The organism is Dyella sp., from assembly GCF_035503745.1.
Taxonomy (GTDB): Bacteria; Pseudomonadota; Gammaproteobacteria; order Xanthomonadales; family Rhodanobacteraceae; genus Dyella_B.
Map to the genome: position 1 here is coordinate 73,161 of NZ_DATJTC010000047.1, position 20,613 is coordinate 93,773.

Below are 20,613 nucleotides of genomic sequence, written 5' to 3' on the forward strand. Positions count from 1 at the left end.
CACCTATGGGTCATGCATGACTACATGCGCGCTACGCATTCTCTCGGGCATGCACGCCCAAGCGATCGTCCTGCTCGCCGACCGGGCCAGTTGGTCGATCGGCCGCGACGAACGCAGCGACGTGCTGTTGCTGGATGAGGACATTCACGCCACCCAAGCGCGTCTGCTTTGGCAAGCGGAACTCGCATCGGGTCAATTAGTAGCCGATGCGGACGGCGTGGAAGTGTTCGATTGTCCGCTGCCGGCAGGACACAAGGCCGAACTGGCGCTGGGTAGCCGTCTGCGCGTGGGCTCTGTGCTATGCGACGTGGTGGCCGTGGACGGCACCGATGCGCTGGGCGTGCCAAAGGTCAGGGACGCCAACGCCGTCGAGGAGCATGCGGCGCGCATGCTATTTCTGCGCCACGCCCATTGGAAGCGTTATGCCTTGCTGCGCCTGCGGGAAACCGCTCGCCCAAGGTTCGTCTTGCCCCTGGTCGGCGCGCTGACAGCCAGCGCCGCGATGGCCGCGATAGTGCTGAGCAAGCCGGATCTGGCAACCGAGTATCGTGAAGAAAGCACCACCGAAATCGCCCGCACGTATCCCAACGTCACGCACCGGCTCGATCCGGTCACCGGCTACATGACCTACACCGGTTACGTTGACGATCAGCATCAACTGGGAGCCCTGCGGCAACTGGCGCTGAAAGCCAATTACGGATCGGTGATCATGAATGTCCTGCCGATGGACGTGCTGGCGCTCAACGTGGAGGAAAATCTTCAAAGGCACTATCGCGATCCACGCGTGCGCGTGAAGGGGCCGGGCAAGGTTGAAGTGGACGTCCTCTCCTCCGATGCCATCAAGGATCTGGAAGGCTGGAACTTCCAGGCGATCGAGGCCCAGATGCGCAACAGCCTGCCCGAGTTGAAGGACATTGCCATCAAGCTGCGCGAGCCCCCGCTGGATGAGGTGCGCATTCCACTGGAACGGCTCGGCTACAGCGTCATTTCTTCTTCGGCCGGCGAGGCGATTGTCGTCAATCAGCGCGGCGATCGACTATTCGCCGGGGCGCTGGTCAACGAAGGCCATGTCGATGCCATCAGCCTGTGCCAGGTGAAGCTGAAATCGATCGCCGATGCGGCGGTTTTCGACGCCTACGTATCAAAGGAAAAGCAGCATGTTTGTCCATGACCCGGCAAGCGGAGCGACCAATCGCGCGCCAAAAGCCAAGCCGAACCACCAAGAGGCCGACGCGGCCTTGAGCAAGCTGTTGGAAACGCTGCGCAAACTCGAACAAACGCAGCGTAGCGCAGCGCAGAAAGCCCCGTCGCGCGCCGCCTCGCAGCGGCACGACGAACTGGCGGCGGGCATTGCATGCGCGCGCGACATCATCGTGCGCTTGAAGGGAGCAGACCGGGATCAATGGATCATGTCGCTGTCGAAGGACATGTCGTGCGAATGAAGCCGTGCTCGCGCCACGTGGCAACCGCTATCAACGCTCGCTTTTCCCGCCCCTTGGTTTCAAAAACGTGCCCGCGCAGCATTCACTAGACATGTAACGCCGCCTCCATAGCAGCCTGCCCTATCTTGGTTCTTCAAGGCGCGATGTGCCCGGCATTGGCCTCAACTTTTATGAATCCGGGTTTTTGGAGCTCAATCATGGACACGAATACCAACGTCAACCTTCCCAATCCGGTCTATCCACTGGATGGCTATGTACGCAACGACTACCAGAACGCCGCTTACCAGACCAATCTCTTCTCCAACATGTCGACGGTGCTGGGCAACACGTTCAGCGCGTTCAATACCGTCGCCGGCGGCCCGAACACCACGTCCATGCTTACCAGCGGCGCGGCGGGCATATCGGCGCTGCTTGCGCAGGCACAGGGTTTGATTGCCGCCGCCGCCGCCGGCGACCCGCAGGCCGCGATGGAGTTCCAGCTGGTCATGGAGCGCTACAAGGCTCTGGGCGAAGCGGTGCAGAACGGCATCAAGACCGTTTCGGATGTCGATAGCAATGCGATCAGGAACGCGGCCGGCTGATTCTTGGGCCGGCGCCCCGGCAAGGCAGGTACAAGGCTTTGGACCTGCCTTGCCATGAAAAGATATCGCGCCGAACGGCGCATCGATAGCCCACGGTGTGGCATCGGATAACGCTTCACCGACGACAAGCATGAACATGATTTCCGATAACGCACTCAACGCCCTGATCCGTGTCGGCCACCTGGCCACCCAGGCCGGATTGGTCGCGCAATCGATACGATTTTTCGAGCATCTTCGCGATGCCTATCCTTTGAAGGCCTTTCCTTACGTCGGCATCGGTCTGGCCTGTATCAAGACAGGGCGCTATGCGCAGGCCTACGAAGCCTTCGAGCAGGCAAGGACGCTCGACGGCAGCAACGGCGATATCCGCTTGTGGTGCGGCATCTGCCACTTGCATTGCGGACGGTTTGCCAAGTCGGCGCAAATTTTCCGGGAAATTATTGCAACACCGCCCGCAACCGGTCTCGACGGCTTTTTGGAGTTGGCCAAGCTATTGCTCGATTCACCGCAGCTGTCGCCGTTCCGGCGCCCCATCGTCCCCCAACACATACGAGGTTGATATGTCCACTTCTTCCATTACGTCCGTCATGACCGGCGACGCCATCGCCGATGGCATGCAAGCCACGCCGTCGATCCTGGACGACGCAACGTCCGGCGACATCGCCGACGATACCGCCTTGAGCAAGATCGACGATCAATGGCTCAAGAGTCAGACCGACATGATGCGTTCGCTGCTCAGCATCGACAAAAACCCGGCCTCCTCCACGGCATTTGAAGCGGCGACCTTGCAGCACAGAAATTTCGTGAGCGGCTTTTCCACGATGGCCGGCAACCTGATGAAATCCATCAACCGCCTCTCACAGATCAATGGCTGACCATGCGCAGACTGGTCCTTATCGGCCTCGCCTTGCTGATCGCCGGGTGTAGCCCGGCTTTTCGCGAAGGCCTGAATGAAAAGCAGGCCGATGACGTGGTGGTGATGCTGCAACTACAGGGCATCAAGGCTAGCAAGACGCACGCGAAGGATGGCACCTGGAGCGTGGAAGTCGAGAGCAGCGGCGAATCGACGGCCGAGCAGGTCATGCAGGCCTACGATCGCCCACGGCAGCCCCATCCGACGCTGGGCGACGTCTTCCCCGGCGGCAGCTTGCTGCCAAGTGAAACCGAAGAGCGCATTCGCTACGAATACGCTCTTTCGGAACAACTTAGCGATACGTTGGAACGCATCGATGGCGTGCTGACCGCGCGCGTGCACGTGGCCATTCCGGAGCAGGATCCGCGCAGGACCGAACCGGTACCGCCCTCGGCCGCCGCCATGATTCGCTATCGCAGCGACCAGCGCATGGATCTGCTCAGGCCGCAGATCAAGCGGCTGATCGCCGACAGCCTCACGGGCGGCTCACCCGACAACGTCGATCTGCTCATGGTGCCGGTGTATCCGATTGTGCAGGACGAAGCGATCCAGGAAGTGAAAACCTACGCGGGCCTGCGCTACCGCGCCTCCGAGTGGGCGCGCGTGGTTTTCCTTACCGGGCTGCCATGGCTGGTGGCGTTCCTGCTGCTCGTGCTGATGATCAAGGCCATGGGCCGATCCGAAAACCGCTTGATCGCGGAACTTTGGAAAAACATGCGGCAACGGATCATGCAACGTCGCGGCGGTGGATCGCCGATGAGCGGCGGCTCGGGTCCGAGCTATGGCCCCAAGGGCATGGCCGGGCTGGCCAAGCGACCGCCCAAGCCACCCGCCGGCAGTTAAGATCGGGAGAACCCATATGTTTTGCACGCGTGACGCATTGATTCGCGCACTGCTGCTGCCGGCGAACCAGTGGTCGCCGCACCGACTTTCATACAGCACAACCACAGCCGATCGGCACGATCGCCGCACGCGCCTGCTGCAAGCGCGCTTGCTCAGGCCTTTTTCGCCACCGGCCACCGCGTCGCACGCGGCATGCTGGTCGTGGGTGACCGGTCCGCGCGATGCATGCGAGCTGGGCTTGCTTCACGCCGGCATCGTGTTACACGGCGCGCGTCTTCGAAGCCGTCTCGTCGCCGGACCGCTGAAGGATCAGCTGACGGCGCACATCGGCACCAGGCGCCTGGCCGAAGCCCTGCGCTACAACGACGAAGTGGCACACGTTACCGCCGACAACCCAGACGAACACGCATTGCGCGCATCGGGCCTGGCGGTGATGTACCGCCACGCGAGCAAGGTGAGCGTGGAAGCCGCACGACGCCTGCTGCGCCGCCTGGCAAGCGACGACCCGGCCCTGCGTCCCGGCCTGGCCTGGGCGCGCCGGCTTCCTGCCGGCGCCTGCGTAACGATCGGCGAGATGGTGCTGGAAAGCTTCAATCCGAGCAAGGAAGGACAGACGTGATCATTACGCGGATAGGTCAGTGGACAGTTCATGGCGGTGCAATCGTGTCCAGGAACGAGCTCGATTCGCTGGAAAACCTTCAGCTGCTGCAGGATCAACTGGAAGAAGAATCCAGGCAGACTCGCCGCCGCGTGGCGAGCGCCCTGCTGAAAGGACGGCATGCGGCGCGCAAGAAAGGTTATGAAGAAGGCCGCAGGCAGGCGCTGAAAGACGTGTCGGCCGCTTTCTCCAAATACATCAAGACATGGAGCAACGTGGAAAAGCACGTCAAGTCCGCCGCTGACCATGCCATCCGCGAGGCCCTGGGCGACGTAGCCAGCGACGTGCTGCTGATTGCACGGATCAACCAGGCGTTGCTGGCCGCACGTCATAATCCGGTGATACGCATCCACGTCCACCCATCGCAATTTGCGCTGGTGGACAAGATTATTGCCGCACTGGAGACCAAGCACGGCAAATCCGGCTGCGAAACCGTTTCCGATGCCTTACTTGGGCATGGCGAAGTGCGCATCGAAACGGAAACCAGCGTGCTGGAAGTGGGCCTGGACCGCCAGATACGCGCGATCAGCGCACGCTTGCTGCACGATCTTGGCCTTGAACGGGCGCACGAAGCGGACGGCGCCTCTCCATGAACGCACCGATCGCGCTGCGGCATATCGACAAGCAACTGGTCGGCCTGCGCAACACCCTCGCAGGTGCCCGCATCACCACTAAGATTTCACCGTCCGCGGGTAAGGACCGCCCCGTGCTGACCCTGGACAAGCCGCTACCCGCCTATGCACTGCAAGGCGAATACAGCGCAAGCTGCGGCAGCCTGTACATCGGCCTGGAAGTCGGCGCGATCGATCCCGCCTACGCGCCCGACGTTGTGGCGCGCGTGGCACGCACCGACGCGGCACTGCATGACTGGCTGGACTGGATGCTGTCGCCTTGGCTGGATGCACTGGAAAAGCATCTTGGCACGACATTTTCTCTACAAACCGCCAGGACCGGCGCCGCGTTGCCCGAGCAGAGCCTCGCCTTTCGGCTGGCATGCCAGACCGCCAACGGCCATATCGGATTTGCCGGCTCCGCGCTCGGGCACATCGACTGGCGACAACTCGTGCGCACAGAGCGTGGCGCCATCGGCTATTCATGGCTCACGACCAACGCGTACACGCTCGTGCATGCCGGCACCTTTCCGGTCCGCGCGCTTCGCACGTTGTCGCCGGGCGCCATGTTGCGGCTTGCCGGCTTTGCGTGTGCGTTGCACGTGGGCGACCTAAAAAAAGGCTTGAGAATGCCGTTACGGCGAATGAACAAGGAAGAAAAAATGGAAGCGCTGGACAGCCAGGACATGAGCACCTGGGACATGGCGGTGATGCCGCCGGATGCTGAAGCGACGTCCGTATCGCTGGAAGACGTGACGCTGCCCGTGGACGTCGTGATCGACAGGAGGGCACTGACGCTCGGCCAGGTCGAACAACTCCGGCGCGGGTCGGTATACGTTCTCGCGGGCGTGAGTCCGGGCAAATCCGTGGCGCTGTGTTGCAACGGCCACACCTTCGCGCTCGGCGAATTGGTCAGCGTGGAAGACCAGTGGGCCGTCTTGATTACCGAATGCCGCGGGGAACCGGCGTGAACCCCTCCGCCCTGCAGGCGCCGGAAACGCCGGCGCTGTTCGTGCTCGCAGCGATGCTGAGCTTGCTGCCGCTCATCGTGGTCATGACGACGTCGTTCACGAAGATCTCCATCGTGCTTGTGCTGCTGCGCAATGCGCTTGGCGTCCAGCAGGCACCCTCGGGCCTGGCGATCAGCGGCCTGGCGATGGCGGCGACGATGATGATCATGACGCCGGTATGGCAGCAGATCGCCTCGCGCCTGGACGTCGCCGCCATCCTGGACGGACGCGAAAGACCAAGCATGACCGACCTCGTCGAGGCATGCCGCGCGCCGCTGCAGGCGTTCATGCACAAGCACGTGGATGCCACCGAGCTGGCCTCGCTCGACAAGCTGGTGAGGGACATGCACCTCCATGGCAGCGACGATGCGACCGATGCCGCACCCGATCCCGAACACGCCTCCTGGCCGGTGCTGACGGCGGCGTTCACCATTTCGGAGATCGCCGCGGGCTTCAAGATCGGCATGCTGCTCTCGATAGGCTTTGCGGTCGTGGACCTGATCGTGGCGAACTTGCTCATGGCCATGGGCATGACCATGTTTCCGCCATCCACGGTATCGATACCGCTGAAGCTGCTCGTTTTCGTCATGACCACGGGCCTGTCGCGGCTCGTCCACAGCCTGATCGAATCGTATCCGCGCTGATGTCGGAGCTAGAGATCATTCACCAGGCTTTTCGGGTCATCCTGTACGGCACCGCGCCGGCCTTGTTGGCCGCGCTGGTCGTGGGCATTTTCGTGGGGTTGCTGCAGTCGATCTTCCAGGTGCAGGACCAGGCGATCGCCTATGCGATGAAGCTCGCCGTGGTATGCCTGGTCTTGCTGATGATGTCGCGCTGGCTACTGCAATCGCTCGATCAATTGTTCGACGCCATCTACTTGCTGGTGCCTGGTATGAAGGCGGGCGCCATATGAATGAGTTGATGGGCTCGGCCGTGATGCTGGCGCTGGCAATGACGCGAGCGCTATGCATGATTGTCACGATTCCCCTGGGCGGCAGCGGTCCGAGCGGACGCATGTTCGTCACGCCGCTGGCGATCGCGGTGGGCTTGTGCGTATGCCAAGCGTACACACTTCCCCATGTGCCGTCGGTCGCGCTGTACGCGCTGGCGCTGAAGGAAGCCGCGCTCGGTGTCGGGCTCGGCTGGATGGTCAGTCGCCTGTTCTTCGTGGTGGGCGCGGCGGGCGCGCTGATGGATCAGCTGGCCGGCTACACCATGGGACAGCTGTTCAACCCAAGCCTTGGACGATCCACCGGCCCGATCGAATCGCTTTACAGCCTGTTGCTGGTCATGATCCTGATGACGGCCGGCGGCGGATTCTATTTCGCAAAAATGATCCTTGCGACCTACCAGGTGTGGCCCATTGCGCAATGGCTGCCCGCGGCACCGACCGCAGCATTCATGCATACCCTGCTTACGCAGGGCTTGGACCAGCTGATCGATTTCGCCATCCAAATGGCGATGCCGATCATGGCGATGCTGATGTTCGCCGATATCTGCATCGCGCTGATGGCGCGTTACGCATCCGAATTCAATCCGCTCAGCTCATCCATGGCGATCAAGGCCTTTTTGGTCTCGTTGATGCTGTTGGCATCCCTGCTCGGCCAACTGGGATATATGCAACATCTGATGCGTGTACTGACCCGCGTGCGATGAGCAACAAGACCAAGGAGCCCACGCCAAAAAAGTTGAGGGACGCGGCCGAGCGGGGCGACATCGCCAAAAGCCAGTCCTTTGCGTCAAGCATCTCGATGCTGGTGTGGTGGATGCTGGTGCTGCTCGCGCCGGCAGCCATTTTTCGCTTGCTGCTGCCGTTTATTCGCGACCTCGCATCCGTGCAGGCCATGCAGGACGCATTGGCGTCGCGGCGCTTTTTCCTTGAAGTGCTGGGCATCGGCCTGATGGTGCCCGCCGGCGTCGGCCTGCTGTTGGCCTTTGCACTCGGCCTGGTCCAATCGCGGGGACGCATTGCCCGAAAACGCGAACCGTTCGATCTGAAACGACTCAACCCCGTCTCGGGACTCAAGCAATTGTTCGGCCTGCAGAAGCTGGCGACGGTGGGCTTGAGCACGTTGAAAATGGTCATGATCTGCGCGATCGGTTATCGCATGGGCCGGGATCTATTGGCCGAACTGGACCACTTGCCCGACAGCCGCTGGCGCTGGCCGTCGGTATTTCTGGCCGCCTGGCACGCGGGATGGCTGGCCGCCGGCCTGGTCGTGCTGGGATGCGCGGCATTGGGCGTTTGCGATCTTCTTATACAGCACAAGCTGTGGATACGGCGGCATAGGATGAGCGACGACGAAATCAAGCGCGAGTACAAAGAGCAGGAAGGCAGCCCTGAGATCAAGGGCGCCCGACGGCGGATGCACCGCGAGCTGACCTCCTGACGGACCGCCCGATGAATATTTCGCAATTCGGTGATTTGAAAAAGTGGGATATCACGCCCTTCATCGAACGCTATATCGACATTGCGATGGGCCTGGTGTTTCTGACCATTATCGGTCTGCTCGTGCTTCCTACGCCGGGCTTTTTGCTCGACATGGCCATCGCGACCAATTTCTCGTTTTCGCTGTTGTTGATCGCGGTGGCGATCTACATCAAATCGACGCTCGACCTGGCCATCTTTCCCTCGCTGCTGTTGCTCACGACCTTGTTCCGGCTGGGGCTGGAGGTGGCGACCACCAAGGGCATTTTGCTGCATGCGCATGCGGGCGACATGGTGAAGGCGTTCGGCCAACTGGTGGTGGGCGGTAACGTGGTGGTTGGGCTGGTCATCTTCCTGCTGCTGTGCGTGGTGCAGATCGTGGTGGTCGCCAAGGGCGGCGACCGCGTGGCCGAAGTAGCCGCCCGCTTCACACTGGATGCCATTCCCGGCAAGCAGATGAGCATCGACGCGGATTTGCGCTCCAATGTCATCACGCCGGACGAAGCGCGCGCGCGACGCGAAGTGCTGCAGCAGGAAATCCAGCTGCACGGCGCGCTGGACGGCGCGATGAAGTTCGTCAAGGGCGACGCGATGATCGGCATCATCGTGGCGTTGATCAACATCGTCGGCGGCATCGCGGTAGGTGTGGCGCAGCGCCACATGGCGTTTTCAGACGCCGTTAACACTTATGTGATCCTGACGGTGGGCGATGGCCTGGTATCGCAGATACCGTCGTTGATGGTAGCCATCGCCGCGGGCCTGGTAATTACGCGCGGCGACTCCGGCGGCGCTTCCAACGAAATGTCCAACCTCGGCCGGCGCATTTACGACCAGGTCGCCAACCAGCCCCGTCCGGTGCTAATGGCCTCGGCCATCGCGTTCATTCTTGCATTGGTGCCGGGTTTTCCGCATGTGCAATTTGCGATCATCGCCCTGGCCCTGCTCGGCATCGGCACCGCCAAACACCGGCGCGAACAGGTGGTGGCGCTGTCGCGCCAGGCGCCCATGCCGAACATGGCGCGCGATGGCTCCAACTATGTACCCTGCCTGCTCGATACGGTTGAATTCGGCACGACGGTACCGTTGCGCGTACGCGTGGGCAGACAGGCTTACAACGCACTGGCACCGGCCGACTTCAATCGCGAATTGGGCAACGTCCGCCGCTACCTGATGCAGAACCTGGGCCTGCCCTTCCCCGGCTTGTCGATGGTGGGCGAACCGTCCATGCGCGATGACGACTATGTCGTGGAGGTCAACGACACCCTCGTCGCGTCCGGCGAGTTGTACCCGGGATTGTTTCTGGTGCATGGCGAGCCCGACCTGCTTATCGATTGCCCGCAGGATCGTCCGGCCTCGTTCCCGGGCAGCGCGGCGGCGTGCTGGGTGGATGCGGCAACCATGCAGACGATGCGCGAGCACGGCGCTGGCGTGGCAAAGGCGGACGAGGTCTTGGCGGCGCAGATCTACGGCGTGTGCCACCAGCATGCCTGCGAGTTCGTCGGCACGCAGGAAGCCCAATTCCTGATCAACCGGTTGCGCTCATCGTTTCCGGATCTTGTCACGGCACTGCTTGCGTCGATGACGCCGACCGTCATGGGCCGTCTGCTTGCCGATCTGCTTGAGGAGTCCGTATCCATACGCAACCTGCGTGGCATCTGCGAAGCGCTCGTGCGCATGCCGCCCGGCGACCGCTCCCGTCATCGCCTGCTGGAGGTGGCCAGAACAGCAGTAATTCCCTTGATGATCCATGTGTATATGGACGGTGAAACCGGCACGTTGAAAGTCATTGCCATCGACGAAGCGTGGGCCGTGCTGCTGACGCAAGCGCTGCGTCCGGACAGCGACGGCGAACCATGCCTGGCTTTGGGGTTTACCGATGCCAAGCGCTTGCAGGACGCTCTGAGCGCGGCACTGGATTCTGCGGATCCTGCCGCCGTGGTGCTGACCTCGTCCGCACTGCGCAAGCACGTTTCCGGATTGCTCAAAGGCATGGACATCAAGCGACACGTGCTTGCATTGGAAGAAATACCTGCCGAGGGCATCGCCATCGAGCGCATCGCGGTGGTGGGCGAGGCGCATGATTGAGTTTGAATTTGACGGGCGCCGGCACGCGCCGATCGCACCCGTGCGGCAGGGCGGCAAGGTGGTCTCCGTGGTGGGCACCCTGGTTCGCGTCGTGGGTGTGCAGCTTCGCGTGGGCGATCTCTGCCGCATGTATTCGTCGCCTTCCGACCCGGGACTGCTTGGCGAGGTCGTGGGACTGGACGGTGGCCAGACCATCGTGATGCCGCTGGGCCCGATGACGGGCCTGTCGTCCGCAAGCATGGTCGAATCCAACGGCGGCGGACTGCTCATTCCACGCGCACAGTCCCTGCTCGGACGCGTTGTGGACGGTTTCTGCCGCGCATTGGACAAGCGCCCGATCACGGCGCCATGCGTGCGGCCGGTCGAGGAGAACATTCCCTCGCCGATGGATCGCCCGGTCATCGATACCCACCTTGAAACGGGCATCGGCGCCATCGACGCATTGCTCACCTGCGGCACGGGACAGCGCGTGGGCATTTTCGCTCCGGCGGGGGTCGGCAAGACGTCGCTGCTATCCATGCTGGCGCGCTTTTCCCATGTCGATGCCGTGGTGGTGGCGCTGATCGGCGAACGCGGACGGGAGGTGCAGGAGTTTATCCAGCATGCGCTGGGGCAAAGCACCTTCGCGCGCTCGGTGGTGGTGGTGGCGACGTCCGATCGTCCGGCGGCCGAACGCATCAAGGCCGCCCAGACCGCCTCGACCATCGCGGAGGACTTCCGCGCGCAAGGGAAACATGTCTTGCTGCTGTTCGATTCGCTGACGCGATTTGCGCGCGCGCTGCGGGAGATCGGCCTCGCGGCGGGCGAGCCGCCGGCACGCAGAGGATTTCCGCCCAGCGTATTTGCAACGCTGCCGCGCCTGCTGGAGCGCTCAGGGCGGGATGCGGCAGGTGCCATCACGGCGTTTTACACCGTACTGGCAGAAGACGAGGACGGCAGCGACCCCATCTGCGAGGAAGCGCGCTCGCTGCTCGATGGGCATCTGGTGTTATCCAGCGAACTGGCTGCCGGCGGCCATTACCCGGCACTGGACATTCTGGCCAGCAAGAGCCGCGTCATGCAAAACATCTGCACGCGCGAACATCTTTCCATGGCGGCGACGATTCGAAAATGGATGGCCGACTACAAGAAGTCGGAAATGCTGATCAAGCTTGGCGAATACCGGCCCGGCGTCGATCAGGACCTGGACCGGGCCGTGCAAAAAAAAGATGCCATTGGCCACCTGCTGCGCCAGGCCTCGCACGAACGGCGCGACTGGCAGGCAACGGCAGAAGCCATGCGCCAACTCACGCTATCGGCCTGATCATTGAAGCATCTGCGCGCGACCGACTCATCAAAGGCATCACAAATGGAACGCAAGCAGATCCTTGCCGTGGCCAGAAGCGAACTGGATACGATCATCGACGTACGTTATCAGCGGCTTGACGCGCAGGTGCAACGGATCGGTGCCCGTTATCGGGAAGCGATGGCGCAGGAACAAGCGTTTGCCGATCGGATCGCCCAAGTCGAACAAGAGATGAGGATGATCCGCGCCGCGAGCCTGGACGCCATCTGCGAGCGCCCTGGACATATCTCTCTGTACCGCAACATGCTACGCGGCATGGATGCGGAGTGGCGTCGCACGCACGCGCACAAGGATGCCAAGCACGAGGAGTGCAAGTCGATTTTCGTGGAATGGTCCCGCGCCAAGGCAAAGCTCGCGGCCATGGATGTCAGGCGCGACATTTACGCAAAGATCGCACGCCAGGCGAAGGCCATGATCGCCGCGCGCGTGGACGACGACCTGCCTTGAACTGGCCGCATCGTTCCTCACACGCGACGCCGTTGCGAATAGAAGAATACGCACGCCACCCGCCCGCGGCATCGCCGCGGGAACGGGCGCTCGACGGCGGAAAGGACGAAACTTCGCGTCGTCACATTGCCGCTTCGGCAGTGCGACGCGGCGAGCTAGCGCTAACATTTCAGTCCATGTTTTCCATGACATTTCTCAGCACTTCCTCAGGGCACATCCTGAGCAGCTGCGTGGTGCTCATCACGCGAATGAGCGAACTGAAATTCTTGGCGCCGCCGAGGCTGAGCTGCACCTCCCGATCCAGCGCGGACAGCAACACATTGGTCGACATATGGTTATACGACGCCATCGTTTTCAGTATGGCCCAATACAGGCCCTCAAGCCGCACGCACGTGGACATGCCATCCAGGCGAATCGACTTGGGCTTTGGCTCGGTCATCTTTCTGTCCAGGCCTTCGAGAATGATGGGGGCCGATTTGCCAGTCTTGAGTTTGAACCATGATTGCTCACTGTACGGGATAGCTAATTCACTGCTCACAAAACCACTTCCTATTGTGTTTTTTCTTGTATGACGCCGTCTGCTTCTGGACGTCTAGATCGATAGTGGTCTATGTGTGATGGTTACTGGCGTTACATATTTATTATCCGATGACCAAAAAAGAGCACCGCTTGACCGATCTCCTTACGGTCAATCCGAAAAGATAATTTGTGGAAATACGCGATGCGATAAAGGACGGGCGTCCTTGCGGGCACCTGAGGGAACACTTCTACCGGGAAGAAAAATGTCGATGCCATGCGTTGCGCGATGGCACCGTCCTAAGCCGCTAAAAAAGCCGCGTGATTCGTTTCAAAAGAAGGAACCTCTCCACACAAAGCCACCGTCCGAGCGCAACAACCGTCGCCACTCGCTTATGCGAAGACCTTCCGTGGCCGATGCAGCCATTGAGTGCTTGAGCGCACCCGCACAAATTGCCCGCCGTCACTCGGTGGGATAGTCACAACCCGTTGTCATGTGTCATCGCGCAAACACCATCTTTGATCCAAAGCTTCTGACCCATTGCCTTCAATCTCGGCGCGACGCGGTCAGTCGCGACACAAAACTGCCGTTCCCAGTCGGTGGCGGCAGTGCAAATGGTTATACGCGAGGGACCACTCTTTTTCGAGACAGTCCAATGACGCCTCCGGGACTTCGGCTGGCCATTGAGCAACGCGGCATCGAACCTGGAAGAGTTCGCCGCCCTTCTTTCGCTGAATCTTTTTTGGATATGAATAACGTTGTCATACGTGTGAATTTGCCATATCTGCGACATGGATACGGCGATTATTGACTGATGACAACGTTATTTCTTTTTGCTTAATTCAAAAACGACGGCGCACAAGCCATTGATGATCGCCCGTCATAGCGCCAACCATCCCTCATCGAACAACGATCAGCCTTCGTAAGGCTGCGCTTTCGAGCATTTCCCTGACGCGTCACGTCTGGTCGCGACTTCGGGAAAAGTAGCTCATTTCCACTAAGCGCCGCCATGTTGGCTTACTTACTAATCGTAATGGGCCATTGATGGGGGAAACGGGCCCATCAAACCGCCGCAAGAAATACTCAACTGGACATCCGCGAACGGTCCGCTTTAAACATTGAGTCAAGACTGCAAATACGGGACGAGTTTTGGCGTAAGCAGTATTCGAGCGTTGACGGCCGCGTAGCACGGCGTAGGTAATGGACGTCCATATCGCCGGGTGACGAGTTTGCCGCGCGTGCGCCAGGGAAACATCGGTGCGACCGTGCCAGGCGGGCGCGTGAAGTTGTCCAGCGAGCTTGCGTCCGCCTTCCCACTGCCTTTAGCGGCACATACCCGCTCAATGATTGCTTTCAACGCTAGAACGATTTTTATCATTATCTAACGAAACCAACATTGAATTATGTACGGCCCGTAACGTCGCCGCCGCTCAGCGCCGCACCAAGCAGGGTGATCTGAGCCCGCAGCAAAGACCTCATGGCATCCATTGAGCGGATGGATATCCAAGACAGGCCCGCGCCAAAGTTTGTAACGAGCGAAAAAAAGGCCTCGATAGGAGGCCGGGAGCGTTACGCGACGGAAGGGAACGTGGGTGGCCGTGTACATGCTTCGATGGAGGATTTACCGCGCATCCAGCTCGAGCCCGATCCGCATTATCGCCGATGAGGCTCGATTAGCGCGAAAACCGGCTCGCGGCGCACCCGGATGCGTACCATCCACCTCACGAGATGCCCGCAACCAGACGCAGTTGACGACGATTGCGCTGCCATTCGTCGTCGCGCCCACCCTGCTCGCCCCAACGCAAACTGGCCTCTTGCCATAGATCTTGCATCGGGTCGGGAAGCCTCGTTCCCGGCGCGCGGATCGCCTGCTCCAGATACCGGCAAGCGTCGGCCGGCATGTCGTCCTGATAGGCACTTTCGGCAAGCAGCGCCAACGACAGGCCGTCGGTCGGCATCATCATCTGCAGGCAGCGCGCATAGACCCTTCGCTCTTTGTTCTCCCGCATCGCCAGCAGGGCTTTCAGGGCGCACTGCAACGCAGGCACCGCAACGGAGGGCACGGCAGTCAGCGGGCGTGCCAGTTCCAGCGCGCGCAAATAGGCCTGTTGCCGTGCATGTGTATCCTGCTCAAGTGCCGCGCACATCAGCGCCAGTTTGCTTGTCTCCAGGCGCAATGGCGCCGGAGCTTCCCGGCGCCCGGCCAGCAAGTGTTTGGTGCGCGACAGCAGATTGCGCTTTCCTTCGTCGTTTTCCAGCGGAAGGCGGCTGTGCAACATGTCCATCCACGACGCCTTGTATCCGTGACCGTCCGGATCGCTGGACAAAAGGCGCGCGAGCACGTCGTCGATCTCCTGATAGCGCTTCATGGCCGCGCCTCCCGTCGATGCGCGGGCGCTGGCACAAAGCAGGTCGATCCAGGCCGCAAGCACTTCGGGCGCGTCCTCGCCTTGCATCCTTGGCGCGTAATGCGCGTGCAGGTCGATCAGGCGAAGTCGCCGTGAAGCCGCCCCGACCGGCGCACGCAGCACTTCTTCCAATTCCGCGCGCAGCAAGGCCGATTGCCAACGTACCCGCTCCGGCGACGAGCCGCTGGCATTCACACCTCGACGCAACAGGACAATCGACTCATGCAGCCTCGCCAGCAGAGCCGCTGCGTCCTTGCCGGGCAGTTGGACGGCGAGTGCGGTTTGCAGCCACCAGGCGGCCTGAGAGTCATCCGCGTCCTCGCCATCTATCGCATGCCGCAAAATGTTCTCCGCCTGTGTGAGCACCGATTCATTGACGCCCATGCCTGACGTCGCATGACGGCAAAGCGCCTCACCCAACAGGCTGAGCGACGCACGACTCGGCGCCTCCATGGCGTCCACGGCCTGTGCGAGCACCTCGGCACTGCGTTGCCACAGCGACGCTTTGGCCAGTTCTTCCTGTTCGGCATTGGCCTGCTCGAGCAGGCACTGGCCTAGTTGCAGCACAGACTCAGCATCGCCGGGCGCATGCGTCAGGCAGGCTTCCCATGCCTGCACGGCCTGGGCGAAGTCTTCGACCTTGCCGCTGCGACGTGCCAGGCGCACGCGCATGTCCGCGCGCATTGCGGTCACCTCGCGCTGCGCAGCGCGACGTTGCTCGATGTCGGCCATCTCCGGCGCTGGCCCGGTATCGTGGCGAAGCCCAGCTGACGGCCCGCGCTGCAACTGGCGCAGATGGACGTCGATGACGGACAGCGCCGGCTCCAGCTCATGCTGCCCTGAAAGCAGGCGCACCTGGCGAAGATCACGGGCGAGCGACTGCATCGTCTCTTGCGCGAATGTGGTGGACGAATCCGGTGGGGGCTTGCGCTCGGGGTCGGCCATTGTCGCCATCGGCGGCGCGTCTTCGACCGCAACATCGCCATTCGTCGTCGATGGCTGCGCTATGCGCACCGGTTGCATCAAGGCATCGGCGTAGACGAAGGGCGCGGTTTGCGCGCGGACTGCCACCCACTGCACGCTCATCGGCGAGGTCGAAGCGGGCTGGCCGGCCTCGTCGGTTTGCGTCGCTTCCGCTCCTTGTTCTACGGTAGGTATTTCATCCGGAGCGTGCGGACGATCGGCGCGCATGTCCGTCAACTCGCCGGTCCACTGATCGTGAAGAGGGAGACGGTCGTCGGCCTCAGCGATATTCCGCGTCGCCGTGTCGGACACATCGGCGGGCAACACGGGCGCTTTGCCTGTGCGCGTCAAACGTCGCCGGCGCGGCCGAAGCAACGGCAAGGCGGCCAGCAGCAAGCATGCCGCCGACATGGCCAAGGCCATCCACAGTGTTCCGCCGTACAAGTGCAACAACGATTCATGCTTGGCCTGCGCACCGGACGGCGACACGGCGGTGTTGTCCGCCAACGGGTTGGGGAATGGCATCGCCGCAGATGCGGCGGGAGCGGCGGACTCCGCAGGCGCCTGGAACGGGGCCGTTACCGTGGACGACGGCGCCGCGCTGGACGGAGCCGGCGCGACACCGCCGGCTGTCGCATCGACACGCCCGTCATCGGGAACCACCGAAACGATCACATCGTTCTGGTCGGCAGGCAGAGCTTGTTCGCCCGCTGGTGCATCCGCGGAGGCCGGCGCAACGCTAGCGGTTGACGCCTCGGCAGGTGCCAGGGCTTGTGTTGCGCGACTGTCGCTCACCACGCGCCCATCGATATCCCTCATGTCATCGACCGCGTCTTCACTCAACGGGGCCACGTCCGGAGGCCCGGGACGAGCCCTCGCCGCTGGCTGCGCGGCGTGGAGAGACGTCCCGGCAAGCACCAGGAAAATGCCCAGCATGCTTGCGTACGCCAGGCTCCGCCGGGCTTGCGCCTGGCATCCGCGTTCGGGGTTGCCGGTGTGCATGGACATGCCAGGGCGATCAAATTTCCGGAAGATGCTGGAAATTCACCGGCGCATCGCGATGCACCGCGATCACGTTCTGGTGCGACCAGCCGGGGAAAATATTGCGTTTGTTTTCCGCGAAGTTGCCGGCGTTATACAGATAGGGCAGATGCGACCAGCAGCGGTATCCCGTTTCTTTCAGCGCCGCGACCTCGTTGGCCGCCGACTCCAGCGTCGACAAGCGGAAATAAATGGCCGGTTTGTGCTTGCGCAGGGTTTCGCCCGCGCCCGACAGCAGAGCAAGCAGGCAGCCGTGCAGATTGATCTTCAACAGATGCAGCGCCGAAAGTTTCAGCGCATCCAGGGTCAGCATGCGTACCCGCTCTTCCGGCTGGTCGGTCGAGGCCGGCAAGTCCACGCTCCCCTGACGATCGCCCAGCGCCGCCTGCCATGGATGGACGTTGCGCACGTTGTTCAAGCCCAGTGCCGTGCACAGCGCAATGTGCGGCAGACGGCGCGGCTCCACCACATGCACTTCGCCGGCCACACCGACCAGCTTGGACATGTACAAGGCGTGCGCGCCATGCTCGGCTCCGTATTGCAACGCCACGTTGCCCTCGTCGAGCAAGGCGCCGACCAGGTCAAGTTCCTGCTCCGCCCATTCGCCGTAGCTGGACAGCGAACGAGCGATCACGTCATCGGCCTGGTTGTCGTGCACCATGCCATAGCGCGTATTCCACAAAGGTACGGAAGGCACGGCTTTCGACAAGGCTTTATGCACAGGCGTAAAGATCGCGGGAATGTCGGCGGCGATCGCCGGATTGGCGGCGTTTTCAGGTTGATTCATGGGCAAGCCTCAGGAAAAGGGATGTCGAGCGGACGAGGCGGCCGCGACCGGTCAATCGGCATCACCGAAGCACGATGCCGGATGAGCGCTGGCCAATAAGCCGCCCGTCGTAAAAAGGTTTCACACCGTAGCGCAGCGCTCCCTCGATAGCCGTCAGCGTAATCTGAGATTTCAGTCCGCCGGAGTCGGCGCTTTCAGTAGCCGGACAAGCGTTGCAAACACCGTCGCATGGGACTTGACCGACTGCGCATCGGCACGCCATCGCAATGATCCGGGATGGACGGCGCATGGATGCCGATGTGTACGAAAAGGCGAGCGAGCGTGATGCGCTCGCGGCCCTTTGCCGCCCTAGGTCGCGGCGACGGCAACCTATACCGGGGACGAAAGCCGGCCCCGGGGAAGTGGCCCCAGGGAAAACGGCCCCAGGGAAAATGGCCACGAGTCGCCGGATGAATCAGGCGTATTTATGAAACGCCTGCACTGCATGCGCCAAGGAATCGGCGGTGTTGATGGCCGTGTCGAAGTTGAAGAGCGCCTGGTGCCCGTCCCAGTTGGGATACCGCTCCTCGTTCGGGTACAAGTACCAATCGTCCACCGTCTTCGCGCCGGCGTGAGTGGCTTCGTGCACCATCGTCTGGATGAGATACGACTCCGATGTCTGGCGCATAAAATCCGGTTTGAAATAGATATCCCCGGTGACGGTATTGGTGAACGCCGGCGCGTTCGGATGCTGGGGGTTGAGATTCTCTCCACTTATGTGCAGGTTGCCTTCGCCGGAGCTTTTGCTCTGCTGCAGGAATTTCAAAGTCTGCTCCAGCTTCTGTTCGATGCGAGCCTTGCCTTCCTCGGTAAGTGCTTCGTCGCCGAAGAGCTTGTTCATCTCTTCGGTAAGGGCGCGCGACCACGGCTGGTGCAACTTGGCGATGGCACCCTCGATCCAGTCGATGGCGCCATCGACCAGCCTGGCCATGTGCCCCCGGTCGGCGGCTGAATGGGATTCCGATGGGGGCGCACCCGTTCGCGATGTACCGGACGCACCGCCACCGCCGCCGCCACCGCCGCCTCGTCCTGCGCGCGCGCCGCCAGCTTGCGCGCCCTGTCCTTGCCCGGAGCCAGCGCCGCCATGCGTCGCAACCGGTTGCTGCACCGAACGCTTATGAGATGGCTCGACAGATGGCTCGACAGATGACTCGGCAACCGCCCATTGGCCATCTTTGCGCTCCAGCCGGGCGACTTCCTTTCCGGATCGAGGGTCAAGCACTTTCCAGCTCGGATCTTGCTTGTTGAAGCCGCCCACCTGATAAACGCCTTCGCCTACGCGGGCGAAATAGCTGCGACGGTGATCGGACCCCACCCGGGTATAGATGCCGTCGTGATCGGGTTTGAGTCCGCGCAATTTGTCCGGGGAAACCCGGTACCGACTCAGCCCCTTGTCGCGGGGCGCGGCGGCGGATGTATGCGACGCAACGGCCGGAAACCCTACCGATCGCTCAATGCGATAAGGCGAAGGCTGCGGTGCCGGCCTCGGTGCGGAAAATCCGGTCGTGGCCTGCGCATGGGCAGCTGCCGGATGGACGTTGGTGATGTACATGCACGCGTTCCTTCGCTGCGACGATCCAAATGTGCGTCGCATCGTAGGGCTTGCATTCGCCCTAAACGTGGTAAGCGTGTATGCGAACCCTTGCGCGGACGAAAACCGCCTGCCCGCCCGCCGCACGCGGACGCCTCGCCATCCGCGTTGAACATTCGCCAGTTAGCGATGGCGCCATGCCACCTTGTTGTTGACCGCGACACCCGCGCCGGAACGTGCGCGGCGACCGTCAGGTGTCCAGCACCACCTCGCCATGCTCCACTCGCACGGCCACCGCGCGCAGGCTCTCGCCCCTGCACGGGCCGCCCACACATTGGCCGTCCTGGACACTGAACGCAGCGCCATGGGCGGCACAGACCAGCATGCCTTTGGATACCAGAAACTTGCCCGGCGCCCAGTCGAGGCGGCGCCCCGCGTGCGGACAGATGTTGAGCCACGCGTTGACGCGTTCGCCCAGCCTGAGCAGGATCACGCTTTCTTCGCCTTCGGGCAGCGTCACATCCAGCGCCATCGCCTCGCCATCGGGCATGTCGTGGAATCGGCACAGGCGGCGGGGGGTGGCGTTTGTATCCATCGGCACTTGTCTTGGAGGCCGGTTGGCCTCATCGTTACACGCGTAAGTCTTTGATTTTACCATACGGATTTTTAACATGCGCATCGTCCTGCCACTGATGCACCGTCGTCGTCACCCGCTGGTCCAGGCATTGTCGCTGGTGCTGGGCCTGGTCGTCATTGGCGTGCTGATGGTATTTGGGCTGGTCGTGGCCGGCGTGCTGCTGGTCGGTGGCGCGCTGTGGCTGGCCTGGCGGCAATGGCAACAGCACGCGCGCGTGGCCAAACCGGCGGCGCCGAGCGCGCGCGATCCCCAAATCCTGGAAGGCGAGTACGTGGTCATTCGCCAGCACTCCCGTCCCACCGCGCATTGACGCTTAGCGGCAAGCAC

General features: G+C 62.0%; 22 protein-coding genes. 17 read left to right on the forward strand and 5 right to left on the reverse strand.

What is annotated here, in order from left to right; translation table 11 throughout:
- Positions 1-16: 16 nt before the first annotated feature.
- From VME63_RS17870 to VME63_RS17945, 16 genes are all read left to right on the forward strand, one after another.
- The gene (locus tag VME63_RS17870; RefSeq protein WP_325434829.1) at positions 17-1,171 is read left to right on the forward strand and encodes a hypothetical protein; all 1,155 of its coding nucleotides are present in this window, start codon (positions 17-19) and stop codon (positions 1,169-1,171) included.
- Entirely contained in the window at positions 1,158-1,442 is a 285-nt protein-coding gene (locus tag VME63_RS17875; RefSeq protein WP_325434831.1) for a hypothetical protein, read from the forward strand. Before VME63_RS17870 ends, VME63_RS17875 begins: the two co-directional genes overlap by 14 nt.
- 197 nt (positions 1,443-1,639) lie before the next feature.
- Positions 1,640-2,023, forward strand: coding sequence for a hypothetical protein (locus tag VME63_RS17880; protein ID WP_325434833.1), 384 nt, complete (start codon positions 1,640-1,642; stop codon positions 2,021-2,023).
- Between the two features lie 130 nt (positions 2,024-2,153).
- Complete coding sequence (locus VME63_RS17885; RefSeq protein ID WP_325434835.1) at positions 2,154-2,582, forward strand: tetratricopeptide repeat protein; 429 nt, start codon at positions 2,154-2,156, stop codon at positions 2,580-2,582.
- 1 nt (position 2,583) lies between these two features.
- Positions 2,584-2,898 carry a hypothetical protein gene (locus VME63_RS17890; protein WP_325434837.1) on the forward strand — a complete coding sequence of 105 codons (315 nt, stop codon included), beginning with the start codon at positions 2,584-2,586 and terminating at the stop codon, positions 2,896-2,898.
- 2 nt (positions 2,899-2,900) lie between these two features.
- Positions 2,901-3,779: a type III secretion system inner membrane ring lipoprotein SctJ gene (gene sctJ, locus VME63_RS17895; protein WP_325434839.1), complete on the forward strand. Its 879-nt coding sequence runs from the start codon at positions 2,901-2,903 to the stop codon at positions 3,777-3,779.
- A gap of 16 nt (positions 3,780-3,795) precedes the next feature.
- Positions 3,796-4,398 (forward strand): hypothetical protein, encoded by a 603-nt coding sequence (locus tag VME63_RS17900; protein ID WP_325434840.1) that lies wholly within the window; start codon positions 3,796-3,798, stop codon positions 4,396-4,398.
- 44 nt (positions 4,399-4,442) lie between these two features.
- On the forward strand, positions 4,443-5,030 hold the full coding sequence (locus VME63_RS17905; RefSeq protein ID WP_325434842.1) for a FliH/SctL family protein: 588 nt from the start codon (positions 4,443-4,445) through the stop codon (positions 5,028-5,030).
- Positions 5,027-6,019 carry a FliM/FliN family flagellar motor switch protein gene (locus VME63_RS17910; RefSeq protein ID WP_325434844.1) on the forward strand — a complete coding sequence of 331 codons (993 nt, stop codon included), beginning with the start codon at positions 5,027-5,029 and terminating at the stop codon, positions 6,017-6,019. Before VME63_RS17905 ends, VME63_RS17910 begins: the two co-directional genes overlap by 4 nt.
- Entirely contained in the window at positions 6,016-6,702 is a 687-nt protein-coding gene (locus tag VME63_RS17915; RefSeq protein ID WP_325434846.1) for an EscR/YscR/HrcR family type III secretion system export apparatus protein, read from the forward strand. Before VME63_RS17910 ends, VME63_RS17915 begins: the two co-directional genes overlap by 4 nt.
- A complete protein-coding gene (locus VME63_RS17920) occupies positions 6,702-6,971 on the forward strand; it encodes a flagellar biosynthetic protein FliQ (protein ID WP_325434848.1) in 270 nt (89 codons plus the stop codon). The genes VME63_RS17915 and VME63_RS17920 overlap by 1 nt, the downstream gene beginning before the upstream one ends.
- Positions 6,968-7,714 carry an EscT/YscT/HrcT family type III secretion system export apparatus protein gene (locus VME63_RS17925; RefSeq protein ID WP_325434850.1) on the forward strand — a complete coding sequence of 249 codons (747 nt, stop codon included), beginning with the start codon at positions 6,968-6,970 and terminating at the stop codon, positions 7,712-7,714. Before VME63_RS17920 ends, VME63_RS17925 begins: the two co-directional genes overlap by 4 nt.
- Positions 7,711-8,448, forward strand: coding sequence for an EscU/YscU/HrcU family type III secretion system export apparatus switch protein (locus VME63_RS17930; RefSeq protein ID WP_325434852.1), 738 nt, complete (start codon positions 7,711-7,713; stop codon positions 8,446-8,448). Before VME63_RS17925 ends, VME63_RS17930 begins: the two co-directional genes overlap by 4 nt.
- 11 nt (positions 8,449-8,459) lie before the next feature.
- The gene (locus tag VME63_RS17935; RefSeq protein ID WP_325434855.1) at positions 8,460-10,571 is read left to right on the forward strand and encodes a flagellar biosynthesis protein FlhA; all 2,112 of its coding nucleotides are present in this window, start codon (positions 8,460-8,462) and stop codon (positions 10,569-10,571) included.
- Complete coding sequence (locus tag VME63_RS17940; RefSeq protein ID WP_325434857.1) at positions 10,564-11,874, forward strand: FliI/YscN family ATPase; 1,311 nt, start codon at positions 10,564-10,566, stop codon at positions 11,872-11,874. Before VME63_RS17935 ends, VME63_RS17940 begins: the two co-directional genes overlap by 8 nt.
- Positions 11,875-11,877: 3 nt before the next feature.
- Positions 11,878-12,363, forward strand: coding sequence for a hypothetical protein (locus tag VME63_RS17945; RefSeq protein ID WP_325434859.1), 486 nt, complete (start codon positions 11,878-11,880; stop codon positions 12,361-12,363).
- Positions 12,364-12,532: 169 nt separating this feature from the next.
- Here the strand turns inward: VME63_RS17945 and VME63_RS17950 are convergent, their stop codons facing one another.
- From VME63_RS17950 to VME63_RS17970, 5 genes are all read right to left on the reverse strand, one after another.
- Positions 12,533-12,802, reverse strand: coding sequence for a ribbon-helix-helix domain-containing protein (locus VME63_RS17950; protein ID WP_325434861.1), 270 nt, complete (start codon positions 12,800-12,802; stop codon positions 12,533-12,535).
- Between the two features lie 1,799 nt (positions 12,803-14,601).
- Positions 14,602-16,647 (reverse strand): hypothetical protein, encoded by a 2,046-nt coding sequence (locus VME63_RS17955; RefSeq protein WP_325434863.1) that lies wholly within the window; start codon positions 16,645-16,647, stop codon positions 14,602-14,604.
- A 622-nt stretch (positions 16,648-17,269) separates the two neighbouring features.
- The gene (locus VME63_RS17960; protein ID WP_325434864.1) at positions 17,270-18,079 is read right to left on the reverse strand and encodes an FkbM family methyltransferase; all 810 of its coding nucleotides are present in this window, start codon (positions 18,077-18,079) and stop codon (positions 17,270-17,272) included.
- Between the two features lie 454 nt (positions 18,080-18,533).
- Positions 18,534-19,670, reverse strand: coding sequence for a hypothetical protein (locus VME63_RS17965; RefSeq protein WP_325434866.1), 1,137 nt, complete (start codon positions 19,668-19,670; stop codon positions 18,534-18,536).
- A 229-nt stretch (positions 19,671-19,899) separates the two neighbouring features.
- Positions 19,900-20,244: a Rieske (2Fe-2S) protein gene (locus VME63_RS17970; RefSeq protein ID WP_325434868.1), complete on the reverse strand. Its 345-nt coding sequence runs from the start codon at positions 20,242-20,244 to the stop codon at positions 19,900-19,902.
- Positions 20,245-20,320: 76 nt separating this feature from the next.
- On the opposite strand from VME63_RS17970, the gene VME63_RS17975 reads away from it, so the two are divergent.
- Positions 20,321-20,596 (forward strand): hypothetical protein, encoded by a 276-nt coding sequence (locus VME63_RS17975; protein WP_325434869.1) that lies wholly within the window; start codon positions 20,321-20,323, stop codon positions 20,594-20,596.
- Positions 20,597-20,613: the final 17 nt, after the last annotated feature.